This is a genomic window from Chitinophaga vietnamensis (assembly GCF_902167635.1).
Lineage (GTDB): Bacteria > Bacteroidota > Bacteroidia > Chitinophagales > Chitinophagaceae > Chitinophaga > Chitinophaga vietnamensis.
Window position 1 is genome coordinate 412,728 of record NZ_CABHMS010000006.1, and the last position, 25,762, is coordinate 438,489.

Genomic DNA, 25,762 nt, shown 5'->3' on the forward strand with positions numbered 1-25,762 from the left:
TGGTGAGCCGGGAATTACATCTACTTAAAATAATATTAGAGTCTTTCGTACAACTTACGCAGGCGTTCGCGGGTCATGATCTCTTTCCAGTCCTTGCCCAGCGCGTTTTCCCAAAGCGGCGCCATGCCCAGCGATACATTGATCATCGTATCAAACTGTTCATCGCTGAGGCCTTTGGTGATGCCCTGCGGAATATCGATGTGATGCTTTTTCACCATCTCCTTGAACTTGGCTACGCCATCGGGATAGAACTCTTCCAGTTTATCGAACACGATACAGTTGCCGATACCATGTTTAGTGCCCAACAGGTAAGCCAGTCCATAGCTCACCGCGTGTGCCACGCCTACCTGTGAATAAGCGATGCTCATACCGCCGGCATAGGAAGCCATCATCAGTTTCTCATCGGCATCATCATCCCACTGGTCTTTCTGCAGGAAGATCTCCTCGCAGAGGTCCTGTGCTTTTTCACCATAAGATTTGCTGAATGCGTTGAGATATGTGCCCTGTAAGGATTCCACGCAATGGATAAAGCAATCCATCGCAGTATAAAAACGTTGATTAGGTTCAACGGTCTTCGTTAATTCAGGGTCCAATACGATCTGATCGAAGGGGGTGAAATCGGAGTTCATACCCAGTTTACGCGTTGGGCCGGTGAGCACGCAGGTACGGCTCACTTCCGCACCAGTACCGGAGATCGTAGGGATACCAGCTTTGTAAACACCAGGAACTTTCACGAGGTCCCAACCCTGGTAGTCGGCAGACGAACCGGGATTGGTCATCATCAGCGCTACGGCTTTGGCCATATCCATCACAGAACCGCCGCCGATGCCGATGATACCGGACACCTGGCCAAACTCCGCTTTCAGCTCATCACGTACCTGGTCAACATAAGTAGTTTTGGGTTCATGTGTTACGTCAATCACCACGATCTTGTCTTTACCGCGTAAAGGCACGCGCGACAAAAACGTTTGCTTGTCTCTGAAATACTCATCCACAAAGAAGATCATGGGAGCGTCGCCATTACGCCTGGGGGCCAGTATTTCGTCCAGCTGATCGAATGATCCGCGGCCGTAAACCACATAGTCCACCATTTTAAAATTCCTGAATTTCATATATGCGTATTAGTTAGTTTGTATTTACAATAATTTCGCGGCCTTTTCCAGGTCTTCCGGCGTATCGATCTCCACGCCCATATAGGATGTCAGCACCATTTTCATGGGGATGCCATTTTCGAGGTAGCGGAGGCATTCGATCTTTTCTGCCGCTTCCAGCGGTGTTACCGGCATTTTGGTAAAATCCAGCAGGGTTTGTTTGCGGAAAGCATAAATGCCGATATGTTCATAATAGATCGATTGAATATCCTTGTTACGGGGATAAGGGATCACGCTGCGCGAGAAGAACAATGCGTTGGAATACTTGTCTACCGCCACTTTCACGTAGTTTGGATCTTCGATGGAGACGGGATCTTTGAGCACCTGCATCAGCGATGCCACCTGTACTTTTTTCCCTTCTTCTCCTTCAAATACCTGTAGTAGTTTTTCCAGTGGCTCGCGTTGGGTGAAGGGTTCGTCGCCCTGCACATTTACCACAATGTCTACATCGTTCATGTCTTCCACAGCTTCGGCGATACGGTCAGTGCCACATTCGTGCTCTTTCTTGCTCATCACTGCTTTGCCGCCATTGTTCACGATCTCGTTGTAGATAATATCGCTGTCGGTTACTACCATCACTTCGTCGAATACGCCGGTTTTCACGGTGGATTCGTAGGTGCGGAGGATCACACTTTTACCACCCAGGTTGGCCATCATCTTGCCCGGGAAGCGCGTGGCGCCATAACGGGCAGGTATTAACGCTATTTTCTTCATGTAGATTTTTTTGCTCTGCGTGGTATTTATAGCGCGCTTTTCACGGCGTTCACCAGTTTCTCTGCTCTTTCTTTTATTTCAGCATCAGACCAGGAGAGGTTGATGGGAGTAGAGATATTTCTGCCGATGATGGCATCGGAAGCCGGGAACGTTTTGGTTTTATAGATCTCCATGGCTTGTTTCAGGCCGGGAGGGAATGGCGTGAGCACATTGCCTTGTTTGAAATGATCCCATTGGCGGATGTAGTGCCAGTTGTTATCATAATAGTAGAAAGCGACCAGGCCGGCGGCTTTCATGGCAGCAGCGGCTTTGCGGGCTTGTTCCGGTTCCGGCAGGAAGAACGACAGGAAGGTAGCGCTGTCGCCGGCTTCATCAGGCAGGCGGCGGAAAGTAACGCCAGGCACCGTGGCCAGGGCATCTTTGAATATTTTCTTGGTATTGCGCTGGATAGCCAGGAAATGATCCAGTTTGCGGATCTGTGCCAGGCCTACCGCAGCATGCAGCTCGGAGATACGATAGTTATAGCCGATGAACGGGTGCAGGTCAGCGCCGCGGTCCACACCGAGGTGGTCGTGGCCATGGTCCGTATAGCCGTCACATTTAGTATAAACGTCTTTGTTATTGGTGATGATCGCGCCGCCTTCTGCACAGGTAATGGTTTTTACAAAGTCGAAGGAGAAGGTGCCCGCATCGCCGATAGCGCCCAGCGCTTTGCCTTTGTAGGTGGCTCCGAACGACTGGCAGGCATCTTCGAGCAACAGCAGGTTATGCTTTTTGCAGATGGCCTGCAAGGCGTCGAGATCGGCCATTGCGCCGCACATATGCACCGGCATTACCGCCTTGGTCCGGGGAGTGATGGCCGCTTCCACTGCCTTGGGGTCCAGTGTGAGGGTATCGTCCACATCTACCAGTACCGGCGTTGCGCCTACAGAGAACACGGATTCAAAGCTGGCCACAAACGTAAAGGTGGGCATGATGATCTCATCGCCGGCGCCTATTCCGAGGGCCGCCATGGCGGTGGTAAGGGCAGCGGTACCGCTGGAGGCCAGCTGTGTATAGGATACATTCAGCTTGTCGCAAATAGCCTGTTCCAGCTCCTTTGCTTTCCAGATGCCTTTACGCGGACCATCAAATCCGTAGCGCATCATAATACCTGTTTCCAGTACGTCGTTTACTTCTTTCCTTTCCTCGGCGCCAAATAGTTCATATCCGGGCATAAACTGTTGATTTTAAAATATAATTGACAAAGATGTTTAAATCGTGCAGCAAAGTTACTATAATCAATGTTGCGTTACATCGCAAAAATCGTTTATCTTTTGCTAAAAATCCGACATGCGTTTGAAGCTGTATCTTATCTTTCTGGGCGCTACCCTCGGGCTTTTCACCGCCAAAGCACAGGCGCAGCAAGGCCCCGAACAGCAGATCAGGGCCCTGATGGCCAAACAAACCACCGCCTGGAACAAAGGGGATGTAGAAACTTTCATGCAAACCTACTGGCAGTCGGACTCCCTCCTGTTCATCGGTAAGAACGGCGTCACCTATGGCTGGAAAGCCACGCTCGACCGCTATAAAAAGGTATATCCTGACACAACGGCCATGGGCAAGCTCGATTTCCATCTGCTGGAATTCAAGCCCCTGGCGCATGATGTCTATTTTGTTGTGGGCAAATGGCACCTGCAGCGCAGCATCGGCGACCTCGCCGGGCACTTCAGCCTCATACTCCGCCGCATCAAAGGAGAATGGAAGATCATCGCTGACCACAGCAGCTGAGCGGGCACAAAAAAACCATCCCATGATTGGGATGGCCGCTATACACCACAACATTAAAAAAGAAGATGGAGATGATTACTATACTTCTTCTTTAAAGAATCAAATTCATCGTCGGTTTATCAATGGATATGGTAATAAGGTTCGTGGATGTCAGCGCTTGTCCTTCTCTTCATTGTACCTTACTGCTTTGTTCTCTTCCTCCGGCTTACTGGAAAGATCGCCATGGAGCGGGTTTCGTGTAACGCCGCCTTTATCTGTGTCCAGTATTTTCACCGGTTTCTTTTTTCGCTGGCGCCAGGCTGTTGATGCCTCTTTGTTGGCTTGTTTTTTCATCACCATTTATTTTCCAGGTGAAACAATGCAGGTACTTCACCTATCAGCCGGCAAAGTTTATTCCACCGTTTTCTCCCGCTGAAATCCGCTGATAGCGGGCTGGCGTCGGGGTGCATCCTCCACAAACCTGTCATGCACAATGGGCAACTAACACTACAAACCGCTGCTTTTTTACGGCAGCGCTCATTAACATCACGTTCACAAGCGGGCGTGTCTTTTTTTGAAGGCTTCGCATTACCTTTGGTGCCTCAATGATTTTAACCCATAGCCGCTGATCAACCAAGAGTAGTTTTACCCATTACCTCTGAAAATCGTTTCATTTTAATCCGTTCCTGTTTAAAACCCGGTATCTGTTTGATCATCATTAACTGGTATTATGTCCGGGAAAATTTTTATTGCCGCTTTATTGCCGGCAGTGGTATTTTTTAGTAGTTGTACCAAAGAGTCAAATGTACAACCCCTTCTCCCCAAAGGCCCTGTAGCCGTGGATTCGGTGACAGTGCCCGAAAATCATGTAGATCGCAACGCCTTGCTGGTGCTGGTAAATGGCCTCCGCAGCCGGGGCTGCAAATGCGGCGACGTACAAATGCCTGCCGTTGGCCCGCTCACCTGGAATGGCCTGCTCGAAAAAGCAGCGTACCTCCACAGCAAAGACATGTCGCTGAATAATTATTTTAATCATACCGGGCTTGATGGCTCCACACCCGGCAATCGCCTGGACAATGTGGGCTATCACTGGAATACTTATGGCGAAAATATCGCCATGGGCAATATGGACGAACAGGCTGTGATATTAGGATGGCTCAACAGCCCCAAACACTGTATGAATATGATGAATGCCAGCTACACTGAACTGGGCGTAGGCCGCTACGACAAATATTGGAGCATGGAGCTGGGGCATCGCAATAACCCGCAATAGGCAAGGCTCAGGGAGCTTTCATCTTCTTGCGCCACATGCGCCATACCAGGTAAAGGTAAGCGCCAAGAGAAATAGTAAACCAGGTATAAAAGAAGATCATGCGGCCCGGAGTGGATTCTTCCGGTACGCCGAAACCCAGGTACAGCCCGAGAAAGATATTAATGAGCATCCAGATGAGCCCAAGGAATATGGTGCGGATGATCTTGATGAAAAACATCACCAGATCCATATCAATGTTATTCCGTTGCTCCGGAGGTGTGGATTGTTCCGGTTGTTCCGTTTTTTCAGCCATTGGCAATATGCTTTATCAGGGGAGGCACAGCCTGGCCAGATCGGTGCTGTCGCCCTTGAATACGTTAAAATCTACGGTAGTCCTGATCCCGTTCACCCGGCCCTCGTCGCTATGTTGCCAGAAGAGCCAGGCCCGTTTAGAGGAAGGCCGTTCTTTCTGGTAATAGTGCGCTATCCATAGTGGATAATCATCAAACTCGCTGCCAAGGTACGTTTCATAGAAATGTATATTGGTATAGATGATCGGTTTTACCTTATAAATCTTCTCCATCTCTTCGAGCCATATCCTGGCCGTGCTGCGGATTACCGCAGGCGGCTGGTTATTGCTCGTTTCAATATCCAGCACAGGCGGCAGGTCGCCGGATTGCAGTTCCACCACATTCTGGAAATTGATCGCCTGCTTCAAAGGGTCGCGGGTAGAATAGAAAAAGTGATAAGCCCCGCGCACGAGGCCCGCTTTGCCCGCCCGGTCCCAGTTCTGACGGAACGCCGCATCCTGCCGGGTAATGCCCTCCGTTGCTTTTATAAAGGCAAAGGATATACGAATATTTTCCACCTGCATCTGCTTCACCGCATGCCAGTTAATATCTTTCTGGAACTTCGATACGTCAATGCCATGTATGCTGTAATTTACCGGCATATCTATTCCAAACTCATCATATCGTACAAACTCGATGCGTGCCTTCCGGTAATGCCACCACAGATAAGTTCCTATGGCCGCGCTTAAAACAATCAATACTAAAAGTCCGGTCCAGATTTTTTTCACTTTGTTTCAGTTAGTTGCAGGAATTGGGTATGACGCTTTTTTATAGCAAGTATAGGTTATAATTTGTTGAAAGAAGCTACTTTTACAATGGTCAAGCGATTTTTTTATGCCCGATTTTAACTTGAATGACAGCCTGAACTTACTTTCCAAGTTTACTTTCCGCCGCATCTGGAATGCCGGCAAGGTATTCAGCAGCTATTTTATGAGCAAATGGACGGGAAAGCCGGTGCAGTGGGGCTACCCCATCTCCATGTCTTTTGAACCTACCACCTCCTGCAACCTCCGCTGCCCGGAATGCCCCAGCGGCCTGCGCGCGTTTACCCGCCCCACTGGTATGTTGCAGCAGGACTTCTTCCGTAAAACAATAGACGAAATATCCAAAGAACTGTTATACCTCATCTTCTATTTCCAGGGAGAGCCTTACCTCAACCCGGGATTTCTGGAGATGGTAAAATATGCCCATGATAAAGGTATCTACACCGCTACCTCCACCAATGCTCACTACCTCACGGATGCCAACGCGAAAAAAACCGTGGAAAGTGGCCTGGATCGCCTTATCATCTCCATCGACGGCACCACGCAGGACGTATACACGCAATACCGCGTGGGCGGCCATCTCGATAAAGTGATACAGGGCGCCAAAAATATCGTGAAGTGGAAAAAAGAACTCAAGTCAAAAACACCTTTTGTGTTCTTCCAGTTCCTGGTAGTGAAACCTAATGAGCATCAGATAGAAGATATCAAACGCCTCGCTGCCGAAATCGGTGTAGACCAGGTGCGCTTCAAAACCGCACAGGTATATGATTACGAGGAAGGCAACCGCCTGATCCCCACGATCGATAAATATTCCCGCTATCATCGCAATGAAGATGGCACCTACACGATCAAGAATAAACTGAGCAACCATTGCTGGCGGCTATGGCATTCGCCCGTTGTTACCTGGGATGGCCTTGTGGTGCCCTGCTGTTTTGATAAAGACGCCCAGCACCGCCTCGGTAACCTGAAACAGGAATCCTTCAAAGCTCTCTGGCATAACAAAGAATATATCCATTTCCGTAGCCAGATACTCGATACCCGCAAAAACATTGATATCTGCGCCAACTGCAGCGAAGGTACCAAGGTATGGGGCTAAAATTATCCTGATAAATTTTTTGTTTCCTGATAATCAGTGCATTACTTCATTTGTAGTTATACAACTACAAAAATAGTTTATAAACTACAAAAGTAGTTATATCTTAGATGCATGAAAAAGTTATCACGCAAAGAAGAAGAGCTGATGCAGATAATGTGGGACCTTGGCAAGGGCTTCGTAAAAGATGCCATAGAACAGCTGCCCGATCCCAAACCGCACTACAACACCGTTTCCACGCTCATGAAGCGTCTGGAAGAAAAAGGGTTCCTCGCCCATCATGAATATGGTGGCTCTTATGAGTACTATCCTGTGATCGGCAAGGAAAAATACAAGCACACCTTTATGAAAAAAGTACTCCATACTTTTTTCGACAACTCCTACATCAATATGCTGGCGTATTTCGCCAAAGAAGAAAAAATGTCGCCCGAAGAATTGAAGCAACTGGTGAAGATGATCGAAAAAGATAAAAAATAACGGTTATGGCTACACTCCTTTCCTACTTCGTGCAGGCTTCCTGCTGTATGGCCGTTTTCTACTTATTATATGTATTGGTATTTCGCCGGGAAACGTTTTACCGGTATAACAGGCTGCTGTTGCTCAGCGCCTTCCTCTTCTCCGCCATTCTTCCCTTGTTGCCGCTTCCATCGCTGCGCACGATAGCGGTGGAAGCGCCAGGACAGCAGGTGATCGTACAGCTTCATGATATCCCCACAGCGCAACACGCCGCCCCGCAAACCAATACTGGCGGGCTTTCTATCGGATGGCCGCAATTGATCATCGGCTTGTATGCCGGGGTAGCTATCACGCTCTTATTGGTATACCTGGTACAACTCCTGCGCATCGCACGGCTCATAAAAAAAGGAGCCGTGCAACGCTATCGCCAATACAGCTTCGTGCAATTGTCCGGGCTTACCACTCCTTTTTCTTTTCTGCGATACATCTTCATAGATACTAACCGTTACGCCTCTACGGACTTGCAACATGTGGTGGCGCATGAGAAAGCCCATGTACTGCAACACCACAGTATCGACAACCTCGTGGCCTCGCTCTGCTGCTGCCTCTTCTGGCTGAACCCCTTTGCATGGCTGTTGAAAAAGTCCCTGCAACTGAACCTGGAATTTCTGGCAGATGAAGCCGCGTTGCTACAGGAGCCTGTTTCGGAAGACTACCAATACTGCCTGCTCCGGGTAGGCCTGCAATATCATGCTCCTTCTGTGGCGCATCATTTCAGTAAGTCGTTCATTAAAAACAGAATCTTTATGATCAACAAATCCCGATCCCGCCGTAACCGCACCTGGATGTACCTGCTGGTGCTTCCCGTACTTTTTGGCACAAGCGCCGCCATCGCTTATACCAAACCGGCTACCATCAAGGCTTCCGCAGCCCTGAACAGACATCTTGCCGAAAAAAACCAGACTATTTACGGTGTGATTACCTGTAAAACTACTGCTGCCGATATCCAAGAGATGAAACAACAACTTGGCGCCAAGGGCCATGTGCTCACTGTTGATGATATTGCCTACAACAAAAAAGGTGAGATCAAACAGATCGTAGTAAAGATCAGTAACACAGCTGGCACCACCTGGGCCCGCAGCAACCGCGATGCAGATGGCGAAAAAGCGATTTCCCCTGTATTCTTCTATACTTCACAGGACAAGAAAAGTGTTTCTGATGGTTTTGGCGTAGATGATTACCCGGCCTCTCTTCGCTCGCTTGCCGCACAGGAAAGTGGTGATCAGGCCGCGGGCCCTCAGAAAGTAAAAAAGCAGAAAGCATAACGCTGACAGTAGGATTCAGCCTAGAAGGCGCAGAATTGAAGCCTGTGGCCGGGATGAAAGATGATGTAACGGTGATTGCTTATAGCATAATGAGATAACGTGCAGGGCTACACGTTATTTTGTCATTGTCCCTCCTGGGAAGCGGCCTTTTTCTTCCGCCTGTTTTCGGTTACCTTGTTGAATAGTTTAATGCCCAGTTGTACCCCTACAAACTCTAGCACTGTCATCAGCGCCCCGGTAGCGAAGTTCTTGAACTTACCGCTTTCCCAGGCCACTCTGGCTACATTACCCACCATATTGAGTGTGCCGCGGTGTTTGCCGCTGCCGGGGATGACAGCATTCAATGCCATCTTCTTGTAATTGTCTTTAAAAAAATCCACACGGTCGCCCAGCTCGTCTTCCAATTGTTTCGAACGCATTTTTAACCGGGCGATTTCCAGCTCCAGGGTTTCAAAGCTGTTGATTTTTACCTTACGCATGTGTATACTTTTTTCATTTGAGGTGCTTTTATCTTGACTCTACAGCTTCGTCATTATGCACATATCCCGGATCGTCTGTTTTGGCGGATCTGTTATTATGCAGATGATTAGACTCCTCGTCTCTGGCGGCAATCTCGTCTACCAGCTCTGTGATCAGCAATCTTGCCAGCGGCCTTTGGATCAGTTGTTTGCGGAACAGCAGTATCACCAGGAACAGCACCACGAACAAGCCTGCTGCACATGCGAAGCCGATGGTAAAGCTGCCGGTCATTTCACCGATCCAGAACCCTACCACCATGCCAAGGAACACGATCACAAAAAAGAGCAGCAGGAAAGCCAGCGTAAGGGAGAAAAACAATCCCAATGCCTTCGACAACTTTCCCGCTGCCTGGAGCTTAATCAGGTCCAGTCTGGTTTCCAGGTACTCCCTGGCTACTTTTCCCGTTTGGTTAAAGTAGTTGCTGAAATTTTCTTCCATGCAAAAGATTTTATTCGAAAAGGGGTGTTATGCCAGCTCGTTTTCCAGTGCATCTTCAAAATGGTCTTTCCTTTTTTTCCATTTGTCTTTCAGTTTGTCTGTCTGGAACTTCACTCTTTCTACCAGTTCGTCTTTCTTGTCTGAATTCAGGAAATATCCCACTGCAACGCCTACGGCAGCACCTACGATAAATGAAACCACGGCTTTTGAACTGTTACTCATAACAAAAGGTTTTTAGAGATGAGAGAATTAAGGTTTTCGTTTTTTTTGTATCTATTGGTTCGCAAACATTATTCCACAATTTATAAATGTTTTGCCAAACCAGGCCGATGCATCGCTTTTTAAAAACAAGCCGTCGAGATTTTTGTTTGCCTTTCCGGATTATTTATACGAAATTAAACCATGAGTTATTTAGACAATGACCGCCTCAAACAGATCGCCTTTCTGTTGATAATTGTGCTGCTGGCCCTTCTCTTGTTCCTGGAGCTGTACACCTATTTTCCCGGTTTCCTCGGGGCCGTTACCATGTATGTGCTTTGCCGCAAATGGATGTTCTACCTGGTGGAACATTATAAATGGAGAAAGAATCTCGCCGCCGCCCTGTTGATGATACTTTCCTTTCTCATCATCCTGTTACCGATCGGTATGTTGATCAACATGCTTACTGACAAGGTGACTTACGCTGCCACTCATTCTGCAGAGCTGATCAATGGCGCCAAACAGTTGAATGCGCGCATCCAGGAAAATACCGGCGTCGATCTCTTGTCTGATGGCCGCCTGCAAAAGTTGCAGGAAGGTATTACCGCAGTGTTGCCACGTTTTCTCGGCGCCACTTTCAATACGCTTACTGCCATCGCCATCATGTATTTCATCCTGTATTTTATGCTGGTGAAAGGCCGTGAAATGGAATCCAAGCTATACGAATATATTCCGCTGAAAGATGAAAACGTGGTACGGTTGGGTAAAGAGTTCAACACACTGGTGATCGCTAATGCCGTGGGCATCCCGTTGATAGCGGTGATACAAGGCATTGTAGCATTGATCGGTTATCTCGTTTTCCAGGTGCCGGAGCCCTGGTTCTGGTTTATCGTTACTTGCTTTACGGCCATGCTGCCGGTGGTAGGCGCCGCTGCCGTGTATGTGCCTATGGGCGCATATTTCCTGGCAACAGGCCATACCTGGCAAGGTATCGCGATATTGATTTATGGCTTTGGCGTGATTGGCACTTGTGATAACATCGCGCGCTTCCTGCTGGCCAGGCGGATCGCGGATGTGCATCCCCTGATTACCGTATTCGGCGTGCTCATTGGCGTCAGCCTCTTTGGCTTCATCGGCCTGATCTTCGGGCCGCTGCTCATCTCCATGTTCATCCTCCTGCTGGAGATCTATTCCAATGAATATCTTGTTAAAAAAAGAGAATTGCCGCCGCCTGTTTTCAGGAAGCACCAACCCGGAAACTAGCGGTAGTAGTTATTTTCAGCGATATAGTTGATAACGGTATCTGGCACCATGTACCTCACTGATTTCCCTTCCCTGATCCATTTGCGGATGTTGGTGGCAGAGATATCGAGCATGGGCGCATCCAGTATTTCCAGTTTGGCGCCGAAGGTATCACTGATCTCGTGGCCCGGCCGGCGATATACGTAGATGGGATAATGTTTGACGATATGCTCATAATTTTTCCACCGGGGCAGGTTCTGAAAACTGTCGCTGCCCATGATGATGCAGAACTCCTGTGTAGGAAATTTTTCGCCAAGGTAGGCGAGTGTATCAACGGTAAATGAAGGACGTGGCAGGGAGAACTCGATATTGCTGGCCCTGAGGCGCGGCTCGTCTTTGATGGCCAGTTCCACCAGGTGAAACCGGTCGTGCTCATTCAGCAGTGCCGACGAAGGTTTCAGCGGGTTTTGCGGTGAAACCACCAGCCATACTTTGTCGAGATCAGTATTGTACGCTACGTAATTGGCAATGATCAAATGCCCCGTGTGTATAGGATTAAAAGACCCAAAATACAAGCCTATTCTCATGTTTCATCGTGTAATGTGCCAATGGCATATCAATAATGCGTGTAAAAATAGGCATTTCCGGCGATTGCCGCAGCATAACACCGTTTATTCCAATGGCTTGAATTGTTCAAATACCTGGCCGCAGGATTTGCAATAATGGATCGCGCGGCAAAGGGTGGAACCAAAAGGAGAACGCAGGTAGGTATTTTTACTGCCACAATGCGGACAGGGAGTATTGAGCATGATCTCTGCCTTCATTTCGCCGGCAAGCAGCTGTGGTGGCGCGATACCGAAGTTGCGCAGCTTTTCCCGGGCCGCATCGGTCATGCGGTTGCTCTCCCAATGCACGTTCTTGTCAACAGTAACGATAACGGCTATACCAAGCGCCGCTTCTACCTGTGTTTTGATATTCTGTTGAATATAGGTCACTGCCGGACAGGCCGCAAATGTAGGGATCATGCGGATATGCGCGGCTTCTTCTTCCAGCGTTACATTTGTGATCATGCCCAGATCCAGTACGCTCAGTACGGGGATTTCCGGGTCCATCACTTTTTCAAGCGCCTGGTATATCGCCTCTATCGTGATTGTTTTTGTCATAGTTACCAGCTTGCATTAGTGTCCTGGTTGAACACCTCTCCCATTTCTTTCAATAGTGGCGCGAGATGCGGCGTGTGCTGGCCTTTGCGGCCACCGTACACCGGTTGCAGGGTATCCATATCAGGCAGGTTAAGCGAAGCTTTCACCAGCACGGGATAGATCCGGTCCAGCCAGCGGTTGAATAGTTCTTTCTCTCCCGGATATACTTTCTCTGCTATCAGTATCTCTTCATATTCCGCGGAAGGTTCAAAAAGACCTGCCGCTAACGCGAAAGCCTCTTCCATGGCGGCACTCATACGTTCGTAGCTGTCTTCGCCGGCGCGGCACAGCTGCATGATCCAGGCATTGGCATGCAGGGTATGGTATTTCAATTCGCCTTTTACCTTTCTGCTCAGCAGCTGAAACGGTGTAAAGCTGCTGCTGTGCAGGCTTTCATAGCGTACTGTTTCTGCATGGTCGAAAAGGAAATGGCGCATCAGGCTGAAATCATATTGGCCATTGGGCATTTCCACGAAATGGCTGCACTTGAAAGCCTCTTCTTTGCGGATGAAGGCAAAGCGATCCGGATCGCTGCCGCCCAGATGCTCTTCGAGGGCACGGTACAATGCCCATGCATGGCCGATCTTGTCCTGTGCCATGGAAGAAAATGCGATATCCTCCTCCATTACGGGGCCAAGGCCGGTCCATTCAGAATTACGGTGGCCGAGGATGAGCTCATCGTCCGCCATTTTTATGATCAGATCTGTTACTGCTTGATTATTGGGCATGACCGGATTGTCCTTTTGCTTGTTTGAATTTATTGATCTTTTCCATCACTTTGAAACCGCTGGCATCGCGGTAAGTTTTTTCCTGGTTGTTGGCGAACATATCTTCGTCTTCCAGGTCAAATGCGAGGATGTCGGCACTTCTGACCACCCACAGGTTCACACATTTTTTGCGGCGGGCAAATTGTTCTTTTGCGAAAACGAGCGCCAGTTGCGGATCAGGGGCGTGTACACATCCCACGTGTTCGTGATGGGCGCCTCTTTTCTCCTGGTGGAATACTTCGTATACATTCCAGTTCTCTCCTTCTTCTACCTTAATAACATCCGAGGGGCTGCCGAGTTTAAGGCGGTTCACCCGGGGATCTAATGAGTCTGACATGTAAGAAACAGGTTGTTTTTGAGATGATCGTTAAGCTACCGGCAGGGCGCGGCGTTCTTTCGGGTTCATGAGTGCTTTGCGTACCCAGCGGCCATGTTCTTCGGCCCATTTGCGCACCTGCAGCCGTTCTTCGTTGCAGGGGCCGCCGCCATTGATCACTTTGAAAAACTCGTCCCAATCGGGATCGGAGTATTCCCAGCGGCCGGTGTCCGGGTTCTTGCGCAGATTAGGATCCGGCAGGGTGAGGCCCAGTTCCCATATTTTTGGCACATATGCATCCAGGAACTGGTTGCGCATTTCATCGTTGCTGGCCATTTTCACTCTCCACTGCATCAGCTTTTCGCTGTGCTGCGAGCTTTTGTCCGGCGGACCGAAGAAGTGCATGATGGGCTGCCACCAACGGTTGAGGGCATCCTGCAACATTTCTTTTTGTGCAGGCGTGCCGGTAGCCAGCTCAATGAAGGCATCGTGGCCCTGCTTGAGATGGAAGCTCTCTTCATAGCATATACGCTCCAGCGCCCGGCAGTAGGGGCCGTAGGAGCCTTTGGAATTGGCCACCTGGTTTACAATGGCGGCAGCATCGATGAGAAAGCCGATCACTGTTACATCCGCCCAGGTTTCAGCCGGATAATTAAATACATTGGAATACTTGGATTTGCCGCTGAGGAGATCGTTGATCATGGCTTCACGGGATTTGCCCAGCGTTTCAGCAGCATTGTATAACAGCTGCCCATGGCCGATCTCGTCCTGTACCTTGGCGATCAGTGCCAGCTTGCGTTTGAAGCCCGGCGCCCGGGTGATCCAGGTACCTTCGGGCAATGCGCCAATGATTTCGGAATGCGCGTGCTGCTCTATCAGGCGGATCAGCTGCCGCCGGTATTCCACCGGCATCCAGTCGCCAGGCTCGATCTTTTCTCCCCTGGCAATACGTTCTTCAAAAGCCGCGAGCTTCTCCGGCTCATCGTGCATTTGTTCTTCCCTCAACTGTTTGCTGTTGGGTTCATCAAATATATATCCGCCGCCGTACATAGTGCGATTGTTTTGGTCGATCCGTAATTTACGGAAAAAAGCCCGTTTGCGGCAGAAAATGATTGTTAAAATAGCCTCCGGATGAGATAGCAGGAAATGTTATAGAATCGCAAAATTTCCCTTTGATACTACAGCATGCCGGGCATTTTCCTAATTTTAAGACAGCAAAACCTGTTATGATCCTGCAACCGCTGATACTATGTCTGCTACTGCTGTCGTCCGGAACTCCCGTATGGCATGCACGCAGGGCGCCTGCTCATCATCTGCCCTATATCAAACTGGTGTTCAGCTATCATCCACAGGTGGATTCTATTCCTTCAGATACCATTTTTTATTCTCTGGCAAGGCCGCTGAAATGGGAGGATTTCCAGGGAAGACCATCCGCCAATGGCCCCAGTGCCGCAGTTACCTATAGTAGCTTCGCGTATGAAGGCAGCAGCCGCGCAATCAAAGATACCCTTCAGATCAACCTGGATATGCAGGTGTTCTTTATCAAAAGCGCTTCCTGGGTACGCGCCGACGCCCGCACCGCCTACGGTCTGGCCCACGAGCAACTGCACTTCGACATTACCCGGCTGGTAGTGGAAAGGTTCAAACAACGACTTAAACAAACAGCCCTGAACCGCGATGATTATGATAGTGTGATACAATATCAGTATCTTGAAGCATTCCGGGAAATGAACCGGCTGCAATATGCCTTCGACAGAGAAACCCGCCATGGCCTCGACCCCGCCGCACAACTACGGTGGCGCGACAAGATCAACGTAGGCATGAAAAATAATGGCGTATTACCTGAAGAACTTGGCTACGAATTTGATTATCTTCATCAATAAAAGGTTAAACCTTGAGAGCTTTTCACCGTTTAAACTTGTACATCACAACACTCATCCTTAAAAAAGCGGATATGCAACCAAATCGCTTATGGTGGCTCACGGCCAGTCTGGCACTCGCTCTGATCCTCCCTGCCTGCAAAAAAAATGATAACAGTGGTTCCCCCAATCCCACCAATTCCGGTAACGGCAAGGTGTCTGTCAATGACAGCATCTTCTTTATCTTCAAAGACATATACCTGTGGACAGATGCTACCCCCGACTCCGCCACCTTCAAGCCGGAGAGCTTCAGCAGCCCCGTGGCTATGTTCGACTCCTTAACGCATTACAAGAAAGACGCTTCCAACAATAACCTCGACCGCTACAGCTTTATCGACGACGGCACCACCTCCCGTGCGCTGCAAGGCGGCGTAGTAGGCGACATGGGCTTCCAGGTGGGCTTCCAGACGAATACTGAACTGCGCGTGGTATACGTATACCCCGGCTCCCCTGCCGACAAAGCAGGCATCAAACGCGGCTGGAAGATTAATACCATCAATGGTACCAGCAGCTTTCAATATGGTTCTCAAAGCACCAATACCCTGCTGAACAATGCTCTCGGCGGCAGCTTCGCTGCTTTCACTTTCCAGAAGCCGGATGGCTCCACCCTCAGCACCACCCTCACCGCTACCCAGTATAACCTCGATCCTATCTTCTACAGCAATGTATATACCTTTGGCACTACCAAAGTGGGATACCTGGTATTCAACAACTTCGTAGCGCTGAACCTCGTACAGGGCAAGCTGGATAACATCTTCAGCAATTTCCTCACACAAGGTGTTACCAATGTGATCATCGACCTGCGCTACAATGGCGGCGGCCTCGTGCAAACAGCAGAATACCTCGCCAACAAAATGGCGCCGGCATCTGTCAACAACACGGTGATGTACACCCAGATTTATAACGATAACATCAAGAACGACCGCTATAGCTGGTACTTTACCGGCATGAAAGCCGTTCCGAATTATCCTAACTATAACTGGACAGATATCTTCCATTCGGAAGCTACCACTTACGCCACTACGAACTTCCAGAGCACCGGCGCACAGAAGATCGCCAACCTGCGTTTCCTGGTTACACATAACACCGTATCTGCCAGCGAACTGCTGTACAATGTGCTGAAACCCAGCATGAGCCCCCGCCTCGTGGGCCGCACCACCTACGGCAAACCTGTTGGTTTCATCAATATCACTTTCGGCAGCTACGATATGTATGCGGTAAGTTTCCAGTCTAAAAACTCGGCCGGACAAGGCGATTACTTCACTGGTATCGCTCCTGATGTAAATGTCCAGGACGACTACACCAACGATTGGGGTAGCCTCAGCGATCCTTTGCTGCACTCGGCTTTACTGGACCTGGGCATTCCTGCTAGCCAGCTGGGCAGACAGGCAAACATCGAATCTTTCCGTCTTGCAGAAAATGCAGTGAATCCTACTGCACTTGGCAAGTTCAAAGGGATGATTCTTGAAAGAAGAAGATAAGCACAATCTATAAAAAGAAAAGCCCCACACGCAAGCGTGTGGGGCTTTTCTTTTTATAGATTGCGTTACATTGTTTTGGCGCCACTGAATTTATCTACCGGCAGGTTTCTATCCATCTCTTCAATTACCTGTAATATGGTCTTTACTGCGCGATAATAAAATGATGGATTAATTCGTGTATACTCATCCGTTAGTTGATGATAATCAGGATGGTCTTCTACCCCGAAATACAGGAACGGAATTTTCTTCTGGAAAAATTCATATTGGTCGCTTTGTTGGGTCCAGTCGTCATGGCCTTGTTCGGGTTTGTCGTGCCCGGCAATCAGCCGTACAGCGCTGTTGGCGGCCACTTTATCGATGTAAGGTTTCAGATCGGGGAACTGTGAGGTACCGCAAACGTATAGTTCGTTTTTATCGTTATGCGATACCATATCCATATTGATGTTCTGACGGATTGTTTCCAGCGGCACGGGAGGCTGTGCTACAAAGGCTTTCGCGCCTTGCAAGCCTTCTTCTTCCCCATCCAGTGCAGCGAAGATGATCGTATAGCGGGGCGGGTGTTGTTTGAAATATTTTGCCATGGTCAGCAAAGCCGCTACACCAGAGGCGTCATCGTCTGCGCCATTGTAAATACTGTCTTTCGCTTCATTGGGCTTGCCGATGCCAAGATGATCATAATGTGCAGATACCACAATCGCCTGGTTCAGCTTTCCGGGGATGTAACCAAAAAGATTGGTGCCCATGATCCTTTTCTCGCCCTGCTGAAAATAGAATGGATATTCGTAAGTATCGTGATAGCCCGCCAGTCCTATCTTCCGGAAACGATCGATGATATAGAACTGCGCCATGCGACTGCCGCGGGTGCCCACTTTACGGCCTTCGAACTTGTCGGCAGAAAGGGTACTGATATCCTTCATCAACTGTGACGAATCCACGGGAGCCTGTGCCATCGCGGAGGCAGCCCAGAACAGGCTGGCACTGAAAAATAGCCATCTCATAGTACATTGCATTTATTGCAATGTACCCAATATTTTCTGCCGGGATGATTAGATTTTATTTAAAAATACTGAAGATGATAAAGCTGCACACATAGGCCAGGCCGGTCATATAGAACAGCTGCGCGACGGGGAACTTCCATGATTTTGTTTCACGCCGTACAGTGGCCATCGTACTCATACACTGCATGGCAAATGCATAAAACAGCATGAGCGACAAACCTGTGGCCAGGGTATACACCGGCGAGCCATCGGGCCTTTTGGCGGAAGCCATCTTTTGGCGGAGCGTAACATTGTTATCATCAGGGTCCTCTCCAACACTGTAAAGGGTGGCCATTGTACCTACAAACACTTCACGCGCTGCAAATGAAGTGATCAGCGCAATACCGATCTTCCAGTCGAAGCCCAGCGGGCGTATGGCCGGCTCTATCACGTGGCCGAGGATACCTGCATAGGAATTGGATAACTTCTCTGATTTGAACTGGCGATTAATTTCAACTGCTTCGGGTGATCCTTCCGGTACTGTTTTCAACAGCTGTTCATATTTCGCGTGTATCGGCTGCATTCTGCTGCCAGGGCCGTAAGAGGCCAGGAACCAGAGTGTTACGGAAATCACCACGATCACTTTCCCCGCATCGGTCACAAATATTTTTGCTTTCTCCACCATGGTGGTACCTACGTTCTTCCAGCGCGGGGCGCGGTATACCGGCAGTTCCATGATGAAATAACTTTTCTCTTTGATGCGCACGAACAGTTTCATCAGCGCAGCGATGATGATCGCCATGAAAAAGCCCAGCAGGTAGAGGCCCATCATCACCAGGCCTTGCAGCCCGAGGATGCCGAACACCCTTCTGTCGGGGATGACCAACCCGATCACGACGGTATAGATGGGTAAACGTGCAGAACAACTCATTAATGGCGTGACGAGTATCGTGATGAGTCGTTCTTTTTTATTCTCGATCGTACGGGTAGCCATGATAGCCGGAACGGCGCAGGCAACGCCGCTGATCAGCGGCATAACGGATTTACCGTTGAGGCCCACCTGCCGCATAAGCCGGTCTGTAAGGAAGCTGATACGCGCCATGTAGCCGGTATCTTCCAGTATCGTGATCAGTCCGAAAAGGATCATGATCTGTGGCACGAATACGGCAAAGCCACTCACGCCCGCCAATATACCGTTGATGAATACATCACTGACCATATTTTCTGGCAGCACCTGCGTGAGCCAGCCGCCCAGTGCGCCAAAGGCGCCTTCGATCCAGTCCATCGGATATTTCGCCAGCCAGAAGATGCTCTGGAATAACAGGAACATCACTACCAGCAGGATGGCATAGCCCCAGAAGCGGTGCAGCAGCACATCGTCGATCTTGTCGGTGCGCAATTGTTTTTGCAGCGGGTCTGTTTCTACTACGGTGCCTTTCATGATATGCTTGATACGGGCATATCGCTGCGTGATCTCTTCGGCCTGTACTTTCGTTTTATTGAAATGATGTTTTGCCAGTATATTTTTGATGGCCAGTTTCTGTCCGCCATTGAGGAAATGCAGCTCATCACTGTTCACCGCTACATGAAGGGCGGCGTAATCGCTGCGGCAAGGGCTGATCTGCTTCACGTCTTCAATCACTTCCCTGGCAAGTGCATTGTTAGGGATAAAATCGCGGGCGGGTGCGCTATATTGGCCACGGGCGGCTAATTCAATGATTTTTTTCAGTTCCTGTACCCCTTTACTTTTGCGCGGGTTTACTGCTACTACCGGCACGCCCAGTTCTCTTTCCAGCCCGTCGATATCTATTTCCACACCTTTCTTGCGTGCAATATCCATCATGGTCAGCACAATGATGACCGGCATTTTCAGGTCGATGATCTGGGAACAGAAGAGCAGGTTGCGTTTGAGGTTGGAAGCATCGGCCACGATCACAACAAGGTTGGGTGCTTCGGCGGCATTGACGTTAATGAGTACATCGTAGGTGACATACTCGTCGGCACTTTTGGGATAGAGGCTGTAGGTTCCAGGCAGATCGATGATATTAGCGTTCAGCCCAGCAGCAATATGTGCCGTTCCCGTTTTCTTGTCCACCGTTACCCCGGGGAAGTTGCTTACTTTCTGGTTCAGGCCAGTGAGTGCATTAAAAAGGGAGCTTTTACCACTATTCGGATTTCCTACCAGTGCGATGTTTATGGGTGCCTGCATTCCTTATCTTATCCAGTTAATTAAAATGATGTGCCGAATATGCAAAGTTAAACATTAATCAGGCTGGGTAATGATCGAAAGCGGAAAAAAGCGGAGCGCTCTTTAAAAGCAAAAGCCATGGTCGATACCACGGCTTTTACATATATTATATTGGTGTGATGTGTGATAGATCAGCTTTTATGAAGATTTAATATTCCGTATGCGATATAAGAGATGCCATCTTTTATTTGTCCGAGGGAGGCAACAGCGGCAGTAGCCCTTTCTTTGATCGATCCGGTATCTTTCTTATTATCTTTTTCTTCTCCTTTATCGTGATAACGATAATTATTTTCTAATGAATCTTTGTCCTGGCTTTTTTGTTCCACGGGGCGCTCTTTCCTGTTTTCGTCGTGAAGCCCGTCAGGCGTCATTTTCAGGTTAGCGGGTGTTTCATCATCGTCGTTGAAGTCCCAGTTATCATCAGCATTATAGCGGCGGAAGGAGAAGTAACGGTATACATCGTGGTCGATTTCCAGGTTTTTACCGTTAGGAACTTTCACGATCAGCGTAATATGCTGCCCGCGGTATTTGTCGTTCAATGGCAGGGAGAATCCTGAAGGGATATAAAGAACAGAGTCCTGCTGATTTAATTTGAACTGTATATCGGAAGCCAGTTGCGCGGCCTGTGATTCTGTGCGGCCTTTGGAGAAGCGCACTACGTCTACACCGAAGCTGTCTGTAGTGCTTTTCTCTATTTTGATCCTGATATCGCCGATCACTACGGTATCTTCGTCCACATAGAAGTGTTCATCCATGAATTTGAAATCGTCTTCATCATCTGACTGGATACCTGGCAGGCGTTTGAGGATCAGTTTACCTTTAGCGGGTTGCGTGATGGCAAAGGTTTGTTTGTTGGTGCTGCTTCTGCGGAAATCTTTCACGAGCGATACAGCTACCATACCGGCAAACAGGAATCCGAGCAGCCAGAGGAAGGCCAGGGTAGGCCCAACGAAGCGGCTGGTTTGTTTGGAGCCGGTGAGTTTGCGTACCAGGAAGATCACCAGTGCGATCAGCGGGATGCCTACCAGCAGGCCTACAGCGGGCCACAGCAGGAAGGTGTGCTGTTCGGCAGAGAAGATCAGGTGTTGCAATGGCATCAGGGCCGCGGAAGAGATGGCGATACTGATCGCTGCCACTACGAGGCAGAACAGCAGTACCACTGCCAGGAAGTAAAAGAATCCTTTGGTAACGAATACCAGCGCTTTGCCGAGGCCGGAGGCGAGGTTCACAAAGAAACGCTCAATGTCGTTACCTACCTGCTTTCCGCGGCCCTGCGAAAAATTTTTGATGTCGTCTCCAACACTCTTCACGTGGCCTTTCACGTTTTGCAGTTCTTCCTGGATGGTAGCGCGGATGTTGTTAAGGTCCACACGCTCCCCTCTCATTTCCAGTTTTTCAGCAGCCGTATCTGCGGATGGCGTGGCTATCCAGAGGATGAAGTATACGAGGATACCAGTACCGAAACCACCGATGGCCAGCAGGGCAAAGATGATACGGAAGATCACCGGATCTACGTTGAAGTAGGCGCCCAAACCACTACAAACACCACTCAGCACTTTGTTGTCCGGATCGCGATAGAGGCGTTTGCGCGGACGGCTATAGTATTCGTTCTGTGTTTGCTGTTGTTGCGCCTGTTCCTTGGGGGCTTCCTCATCAAACTGCTCGGGCGTACCCATGGCGGCTTTCATGGAGGTTACATCATCGTCGGTAATGCAATGTGCTCCTTTCTTGAGTTTGTCCTGGAACAGTTCAGCAATACGCGCTTCAATGTCCGCAACAATCTCATCTCCCCCTTCCTCTTTTGAAAAGTATTTTTTAAGACTGTCCAGATACTGACGCAGTATCTCATAAGCGCTATCCTCTATGGGAATCAGCCTACCAGACAGGTTTATGTTGATAATCTTTTTCATTTCTGTTGTTCGTTTAGGTTTTAGGTAATAGGTCCTTAAAGGAGTGCATTGTTCTGCGTTAATTGGTGAACCGCATTGGCCAGTTCATTCCAGGTTGTTTCCAGCTCAGCGTAAAAGGCGTCTCCTTTTTCTGTCATGGAAAAATATTTCCGCGGAGGGCCGGAGCTGCTTTCTACCCAGCGATAGGTGAGCAATTCGGCATTTTTTAATCTGGTAAGTAAAGGATAAAGTGTTCCCTCCAGGATATCGAGCTTCGCTTCTTTCATCTTCTCTATAATATCTGAGGGGTAAGCTTCTCCTTGCTTGATGATGGACAAAATGCAAAACTCCAGCACGCCCTTCCTCATCTGCGATTGTGTGTTATCTATGTTCATGGCAAGTGAGCTTTTAAAATTTGTTTTCTAATGGTGGTTGTGATAGCTATTTCAACATTCCGATACAAAAATAGGAATTATTTACTACTATGCAATACACAATACCATAGAAAGCAAAATAATTGGCTTTGAACATTACCCCAATCGCCGATACAAGTATATTATAATCAATAAGTTACATTGTTAAATATAAATATTTATTAATTTGAATAATTGGGATGAACGGTAAATAGAAGCGGATGAATTGCTTTAACATTTTTTTAATTGCCGGATCAAAAAAAATATCATCCCGCTGGGTTACTTTTGTAAGAGCAGTTATGTATGAAGAAAATAATCGGCATATTTCTTTTGGGCCTGATGGTTTCCCAGTTACTTCCCGTAAAGGAGGTAGGAAAGCTGCTGTTTAATAATCAGATCGTAGAAGAACATCCGGTAGATGGTTGCGGTGGCGATCATGTGAAACTGACGAAAGAACTGAAGTGCTGCACCCTGTTCGATAGTACGCTCCGCCTGGATCCACTGCTGCTGCTCACCCCTGTCCAGTATCATTTGTTTGAAGATATTCCCAGCGGCCCAGCCAGGGAAATACATACCCCGCCTCCCAACATCGCTTAATGCTGATGCCTTGCTGCTGTGATCCATAGCAGCTGTTCCCTTTATTATTACCAATTAAATCATTGATCACCCGGTGCTTCGTGTATCCGTATGCGTTATACGGTTCCTGTCGCCAGCGGTGCTATTGCTATCGGTGTAGCGTCCACGGTTGCAGCTTGTTGCTGCTATCCGGAAGCGCGATCCCTGATTGAAAAGCTTATTTTATGAACAAGCAAACATCCTTTTTCTCCAATATAAAGGCCGACTTTTCCTCCGGACTGGTCGTGTTCCTGATTGCCGTTCCCCTTTGCCTGGGCATCGCCCTGGCATCCGGCGCGCCACTCTTTTCCGGTATGATCGCTGGTATCATCGGCGGTATTGTTATCGGCTTCCTCAGCGGATCACAGCTGAGTGTGAGCGGGCCGGCAGCGGGCCTCACCGCCGTGGTGCTTACTGCCATCACCAAACTGGGCGCCTTTGATATCTTCCTGCTGAGCCTCGTGATAGCGGGCGCCCTGCAATTATTGCTGGGCCTCATCAAGGCAGGCACGGTAGCCAATTATTTCCCGTCAAATGTGATCACCGGTATGCTTACCGCTATCGGGATCATCATCATATTAAAACAGTTGCCGCATGCATTCGGCTACGATAAAGATGCAGAAGGCGATTTTACATTTTTTCAGGTTGATGGAGAGAATTCCTTCAGCGCCATATTATCTGTGATCAACCACATCAGCATTGGCGCTACGCTTATTACTGCCATTTCCATCCTGATCATTCTGTACTGGAACAAGATACCGAAAGTAAATGTGGTGCCAGCCCCGCTGGTAGCCGTTATCGCCGGTATCCTGCTGAACATGGCATTTGCAGGCAACGGGGTGCTGGCGCTCGGCGCCAACCATCTCGTGAGCCTGCCGGTGCCCGGCAGCTTCAACGATTTCATCGGACAGTTTATGACGCCGCGCTTCAGCGCTATCGGCAACAAAGACGTATGGATCACCGCTGTTACTATCGCCATCGTAGCATCTGTGGAAACGCTGCTGAACGTAGAGGCCACCGACAAACTCGACCCGATGAAACGCTACACCTCCCCCAACCGCGAACTGAAAGCACAGGGCGTGGGTAACATGGTAAGTGGCCTTATCGGCGGTTTGCCCATCACCTCCGTGATCGTGCGCTCCAGCGCCAACATCAATGCCGGTGCCAAAAGCAAGCTCTCTTCCGTGATCCATGGCGCGCTCTTGTTGATCTGTACTGCTACCATTGCCAGCTTGCTCAACAAAATACCCCTGGCCACACTTGCAGCCGTGCTGCTGGTGACCGGGTACAAACTGTGCAAGCCTGCTATCTTCAAAGAGATGTTCAAAAACGGCAAATATCAATGGGTGCCTTTTGTGGTAACAGTAGTGGCAATCGTATTCACCGACCTGCTCATCGGTATCGCGCTGGGTATGATGGTGAGCGTACTCGCCATCCTCCGCGGTAACATGAAAAGCTCTTATTTCTTCCGTAAAGAGAAATACCAACATGGCGATAGCATCCGGCTGGACCTGGCCCAGGAAGTATCATTCCTCAACAAAGCCAGCATCCTGCTCACCCTGGATCACCTGCCAGCCGATACCACCGTTGTTATTGACGCACAAAAAACGGCCTACATCGATTTTGACGTATTGCAAACCATACGCGAGTTTAAAGAGATCAAGGCGCCGCAGAAAAATATCAAAGTGATACTCACCGGATTTAAAGAGGTGTACAAGATCCAGAACACGCCCAACCTGTCAAAAGAAGAACAGGAGAAGATGTCCAGCGGTCATGTACACACCATTGCTACCGGTAATCATGAAGAGCTGTTGAAAACATTACAGCTCAATTAACCAACAACAACGCGCAAGGAGAAATAAGGAAACCATGCTTCCCTTGCTGTCTTTGTATTCATCTCATCAACAAAAAAAGAAAAAATGAAAACACTTGATAAAGCATCCCAGGCCCTCATTACGCCCAAAATGGCGCTGGAACTGCTGAAAGCCGGCAATACCCGTTTTGTTGACAACCTGCGGATCAACCGGAACCTGTTGCAGATGGTGAACGATACTTCCGACGGCCAGTGGCCATTTGCCGCCATCGTCAGCTGCATGGACTCCCGCACCTCTGCGGAACTCATCTTCGATCAGGGTTTGGGGGATATATTCAGTATTCGTTTAGCCGGCGCCGTTATCTCTGACAACGTGCTGGGCAGCCTGGAATATGCCTGCAAAGCTGCGGGTTCCAAGTTCATTGTCGTGCTCGGCCACACCAAATGCGGCGCTATCAAGGGCGCTTGCGATGCCGTGGAAATGGGCAACCTCACCGCGCTGCTGAACAAGATCACGCCAGCGGTATACGCCGAAAAAACTATAAAGCACGACCGCAACTCGCATAACCATGCCTTTGTGGATGCTGTCACCAACATACATACCGAACGTTCCGTACAAGCCATCATGGAGCAGAGCTATATCCTCCGCGACATGATCCTGAAAGGCGAAGTGGGCATCATCGGCGCGCTCTACGATGTGGAAACCGGTGTGGTCAACTTCCTGGAACATACGCTGATACTGGAAAACAGCGAAACCATTACACCTGCTGTGGCGGTGTAATGCCATTATAAGGAGAAAAAGGACCTACTATCTGTTCACAACGATTAGTGGGTACAGAGGCGTTAATGGCCACCACCTCAACGATCTATT

29 protein-coding genes are annotated in these 25,762 nt (G+C 49.0%); 11 read left to right on the forward strand and 18 right to left on the reverse strand.

Going from position 1 to position 25,762, the window contains the following annotated elements:
- Positions 1-35 precede the first annotated feature (35 nt).
- From FPG75_RS18295 to FPG75_RS18305, 3 genes are read right to left on the reverse strand one after another with little or no spacing between them, the layout of a single operon-like run.
- The gene (locus tag FPG75_RS18295) at positions 36-1,112 is read right to left on the reverse strand and encodes an iron-containing alcohol dehydrogenase family protein (RefSeq protein WP_143308599.1); all 1,077 of its coding nucleotides are present in this window, start codon (positions 1,110-1,112) and stop codon (positions 36-38) included.
- Positions 1,113-1,136: 24 nt separating this feature from the next.
- Positions 1,137-1,865, reverse strand: coding sequence for a 3-deoxy-manno-octulosonate cytidylyltransferase (kdsB, locus tag FPG75_RS18300; protein WP_143308601.1), 729 nt, complete (start codon positions 1,863-1,865; stop codon positions 1,137-1,139).
- A 26-nt stretch (positions 1,866-1,891) separates the two neighbouring features.
- A complete protein-coding gene (locus FPG75_RS18305; protein ID WP_143308603.1) occupies positions 1,892-3,082 on the reverse strand; it encodes a DegT/DnrJ/EryC1/StrS family aminotransferase in 1,191 nt (396 codons plus the stop codon).
- Positions 3,083-3,197: 115 nt separating this feature from the next.
- On the opposite strand from FPG75_RS18305, the gene FPG75_RS18310 reads away from it, so the two are divergent.
- Positions 3,198-3,635, forward strand: coding sequence for a YybH family protein (locus tag FPG75_RS18310; protein ID WP_143308605.1), 438 nt, complete (start codon positions 3,198-3,200; stop codon positions 3,633-3,635).
- A gap of 150 nt (positions 3,636-3,785) precedes the next feature.
- On the opposite strand, the gene FPG75_RS18315 is transcribed toward FPG75_RS18310, so the two are convergent.
- Positions 3,786-3,968 (reverse strand): hypothetical protein, encoded by a 183-nt coding sequence (locus FPG75_RS18315; RefSeq protein ID WP_143308607.1) that lies wholly within the window; start codon positions 3,966-3,968, stop codon positions 3,786-3,788.
- A 376-nt stretch (positions 3,969-4,344) separates the two neighbouring features.
- On the opposite strand from FPG75_RS18315, the gene FPG75_RS18320 reads away from it, so the two are divergent.
- The gene (locus FPG75_RS18320) at positions 4,345-4,887 is read left to right on the forward strand and encodes a CAP domain-containing protein (protein ID WP_143308609.1); all 543 of its coding nucleotides are present in this window, start codon (positions 4,345-4,347) and stop codon (positions 4,885-4,887) included.
- 7 nt (positions 4,888-4,894) lie between these two features.
- On the opposite strand, the gene FPG75_RS18325 is transcribed toward FPG75_RS18320, so the two are convergent.
- Positions 4,895-5,179: a hypothetical protein gene (locus tag FPG75_RS18325; RefSeq protein ID WP_143308611.1), complete on the reverse strand. Its 285-nt coding sequence runs from the start codon at positions 5,177-5,179 to the stop codon at positions 4,895-4,897.
- Between the two features lie 15 nt (positions 5,180-5,194).
- A complete protein-coding gene (locus FPG75_RS18330) occupies positions 5,195-5,944 on the reverse strand; it encodes a glycoside hydrolase family 25 protein (protein WP_143308613.1) in 750 nt (249 codons plus the stop codon).
- A 106-nt stretch (positions 5,945-6,050) separates the two neighbouring features.
- Here FPG75_RS18330 and FPG75_RS18335 point away from each other — a divergent pair, with 106 nt between their 5' ends.
- The 3 genes from FPG75_RS18335 (at position 6,051) to FPG75_RS18345 (ending at position 8,854) form a co-directional block, all read left to right on the forward strand.
- Complete coding sequence (locus tag FPG75_RS18335; RefSeq protein WP_143308615.1) at positions 6,051-7,076, forward strand: SPASM domain-containing protein; 1,026 nt, start codon at positions 6,051-6,053, stop codon at positions 7,074-7,076.
- Between the two features lie 111 nt (positions 7,077-7,187).
- Positions 7,188-7,550, forward strand: a complete 363-nt coding sequence (locus tag FPG75_RS18340; RefSeq protein WP_143308617.1) for a BlaI/MecI/CopY family transcriptional regulator — start codon at positions 7,188-7,190, stop codon at positions 7,548-7,550.
- A gap of 5 nt (positions 7,551-7,555) precedes the next feature.
- Positions 7,556-8,854 carry a M56 family metallopeptidase gene (locus FPG75_RS18345; protein WP_143308619.1) on the forward strand — a complete coding sequence of 433 codons (1,299 nt, stop codon included), beginning with the start codon at positions 7,556-7,558 and terminating at the stop codon, positions 8,852-8,854.
- 122 nt (positions 8,855-8,976) lie between these two features.
- Here the strand turns inward: FPG75_RS18345 and FPG75_RS18350 are convergent, their stop codons facing one another.
- From FPG75_RS18350 to FPG75_RS18360, 3 genes are read right to left on the reverse strand one after another with little or no spacing between them, the layout of a single operon-like run.
- A complete protein-coding gene (locus FPG75_RS18350; protein WP_143308621.1) occupies positions 8,977-9,333 on the reverse strand; it encodes a hypothetical protein in 357 nt (118 codons plus the stop codon).
- Positions 9,334-9,361: 28 nt separating this feature from the next.
- On the reverse strand, positions 9,362-9,811 hold the full coding sequence (locus FPG75_RS18355; protein WP_143308623.1) for a hypothetical protein: 450 nt from the start codon (positions 9,809-9,811) through the stop codon (positions 9,362-9,364).
- 27 nt (positions 9,812-9,838) lie between these two features.
- Positions 9,839-10,033, reverse strand: coding sequence for a YtxH domain-containing protein (locus tag FPG75_RS18360; protein WP_143308625.1), 195 nt, complete (start codon positions 10,031-10,033; stop codon positions 9,839-9,841).
- A gap of 180 nt (positions 10,034-10,213) precedes the next feature.
- On the opposite strand from FPG75_RS18360, the gene FPG75_RS18365 reads away from it, so the two are divergent.
- Positions 10,214-11,272: an AI-2E family transporter gene (locus FPG75_RS18365; RefSeq protein ID WP_143308627.1), complete on the forward strand. Its 1,059-nt coding sequence runs from the start codon at positions 10,214-10,216 to the stop codon at positions 11,270-11,272.
- On the opposite strand, the gene nadD is transcribed toward FPG75_RS18365, so the two are convergent.
- From nadD to paaA, 5 genes are all read right to left on the reverse strand, one after another.
- Entirely contained in the window at positions 11,269-11,838 is a 570-nt protein-coding gene (gene nadD, locus FPG75_RS18370) for a nicotinate (nicotinamide) nucleotide adenylyltransferase (protein WP_143308629.1), read from the reverse strand. The genes FPG75_RS18365 and nadD overlap by 4 nt on opposite strands.
- A gap of 84 nt (positions 11,839-11,922) precedes the next feature.
- On the reverse strand, positions 11,923-12,414 hold the full coding sequence (paaD, locus tag FPG75_RS18375) for a 1,2-phenylacetyl-CoA epoxidase subunit PaaD (protein ID WP_143308631.1): 492 nt from the start codon (positions 12,412-12,414) through the stop codon (positions 11,923-11,925).
- A gap of 2 nt (positions 12,415-12,416) precedes the next feature.
- Entirely contained in the window at positions 12,417-13,181 is a 765-nt protein-coding gene (gene paaC / locus FPG75_RS18380) for a 1,2-phenylacetyl-CoA epoxidase subunit PaaC (RefSeq protein WP_143308633.1), read from the reverse strand.
- On the reverse strand, positions 13,171-13,557 hold the full coding sequence (locus tag FPG75_RS18385) for a 1,2-phenylacetyl-CoA epoxidase subunit B (RefSeq protein WP_143308635.1): 387 nt from the start codon (positions 13,555-13,557) through the stop codon (positions 13,171-13,173). Before FPG75_RS18385 ends, paaC begins: the two co-directional genes overlap by 11 nt.
- Before the next feature lie 30 nt (positions 13,558-13,587).
- Entirely contained in the window at positions 13,588-14,586 is a 999-nt protein-coding gene (paaA, locus tag FPG75_RS18390; protein WP_143308637.1) for a 1,2-phenylacetyl-CoA epoxidase subunit PaaA, read from the reverse strand.
- Between the two features lie 176 nt (positions 14,587-14,762).
- Here paaA and FPG75_RS18395 point away from each other — a divergent pair, with 176 nt between their 5' ends.
- Together FPG75_RS18395 and FPG75_RS18400 are read left to right on the forward strand one after the other, a co-directional pair.
- A complete protein-coding gene (locus FPG75_RS18395; RefSeq protein ID WP_143308650.1) occupies positions 14,763-15,419 on the forward strand; it encodes a DUF922 domain-containing protein in 657 nt (218 codons plus the stop codon).
- Between the two features lie 71 nt (positions 15,420-15,490).
- Positions 15,491-16,936, forward strand: coding sequence for a S41 family peptidase (locus FPG75_RS18400; RefSeq protein WP_143308652.1), 1,446 nt, complete (start codon positions 15,491-15,493; stop codon positions 16,934-16,936).
- A gap of 65 nt (positions 16,937-17,001) precedes the next feature.
- Here the strand turns inward: FPG75_RS18400 and FPG75_RS18405 are convergent, their stop codons facing one another.
- The 4 genes from FPG75_RS18405 to FPG75_RS18420 all read right to left on the reverse strand — a co-directional run bounded on the left by FPG75_RS18405 (position 17,002) and on the right by FPG75_RS18420 (position 22,445).
- Positions 17,002-17,934: a M20/M25/M40 family metallo-hydrolase gene (locus FPG75_RS18405; RefSeq protein ID WP_143308654.1), complete on the reverse strand. Its 933-nt coding sequence runs from the start codon at positions 17,932-17,934 to the stop codon at positions 17,002-17,004.
- Between the two features lie 55 nt (positions 17,935-17,989).
- The gene (gene feoB, locus FPG75_RS18410) at positions 17,990-20,122 is read right to left on the reverse strand and encodes a ferrous iron transport protein B (RefSeq protein ID WP_143308656.1); all 2,133 of its coding nucleotides are present in this window, start codon (positions 20,120-20,122) and stop codon (positions 17,990-17,992) included.
- A 170-nt stretch (positions 20,123-20,292) separates the two neighbouring features.
- Positions 20,293-22,071 (reverse strand): PspC domain-containing protein, encoded by a 1,779-nt coding sequence (locus FPG75_RS18415; protein ID WP_143308658.1) that lies wholly within the window; start codon positions 22,069-22,071, stop codon positions 20,293-20,295.
- A gap of 35 nt (positions 22,072-22,106) precedes the next feature.
- A complete protein-coding gene (locus tag FPG75_RS18420; RefSeq protein WP_143308660.1) occupies positions 22,107-22,445 on the reverse strand; it encodes a PadR family transcriptional regulator in 339 nt (112 codons plus the stop codon).
- 321 nt (positions 22,446-22,766) lie between these two features.
- On the opposite strand from FPG75_RS18420, the gene FPG75_RS18425 reads away from it, so the two are divergent.
- From FPG75_RS18425 to FPG75_RS18435, 3 genes are all read left to right on the forward strand, one after another.
- Positions 22,767-23,060, forward strand: coding sequence for a hypothetical protein (locus tag FPG75_RS18425; RefSeq protein WP_143308662.1), 294 nt, complete (start codon positions 22,767-22,769; stop codon positions 23,058-23,060).
- Positions 23,061-23,263: 203 nt separating this feature from the next.
- Positions 23,264-24,913, forward strand: coding sequence for a SulP family inorganic anion transporter (locus tag FPG75_RS18430; RefSeq protein WP_143308664.1), 1,650 nt, complete (start codon positions 23,264-23,266; stop codon positions 24,911-24,913).
- A 60-nt stretch (positions 24,914-24,973) separates the two neighbouring features.
- Positions 24,974-25,672, forward strand: a complete 699-nt coding sequence (locus tag FPG75_RS18435; protein ID WP_262712062.1) for a carbonic anhydrase family protein — start codon at positions 24,974-24,976, stop codon at positions 25,670-25,672.
- Positions 25,673-25,762: the final 90 nt, after the last annotated feature.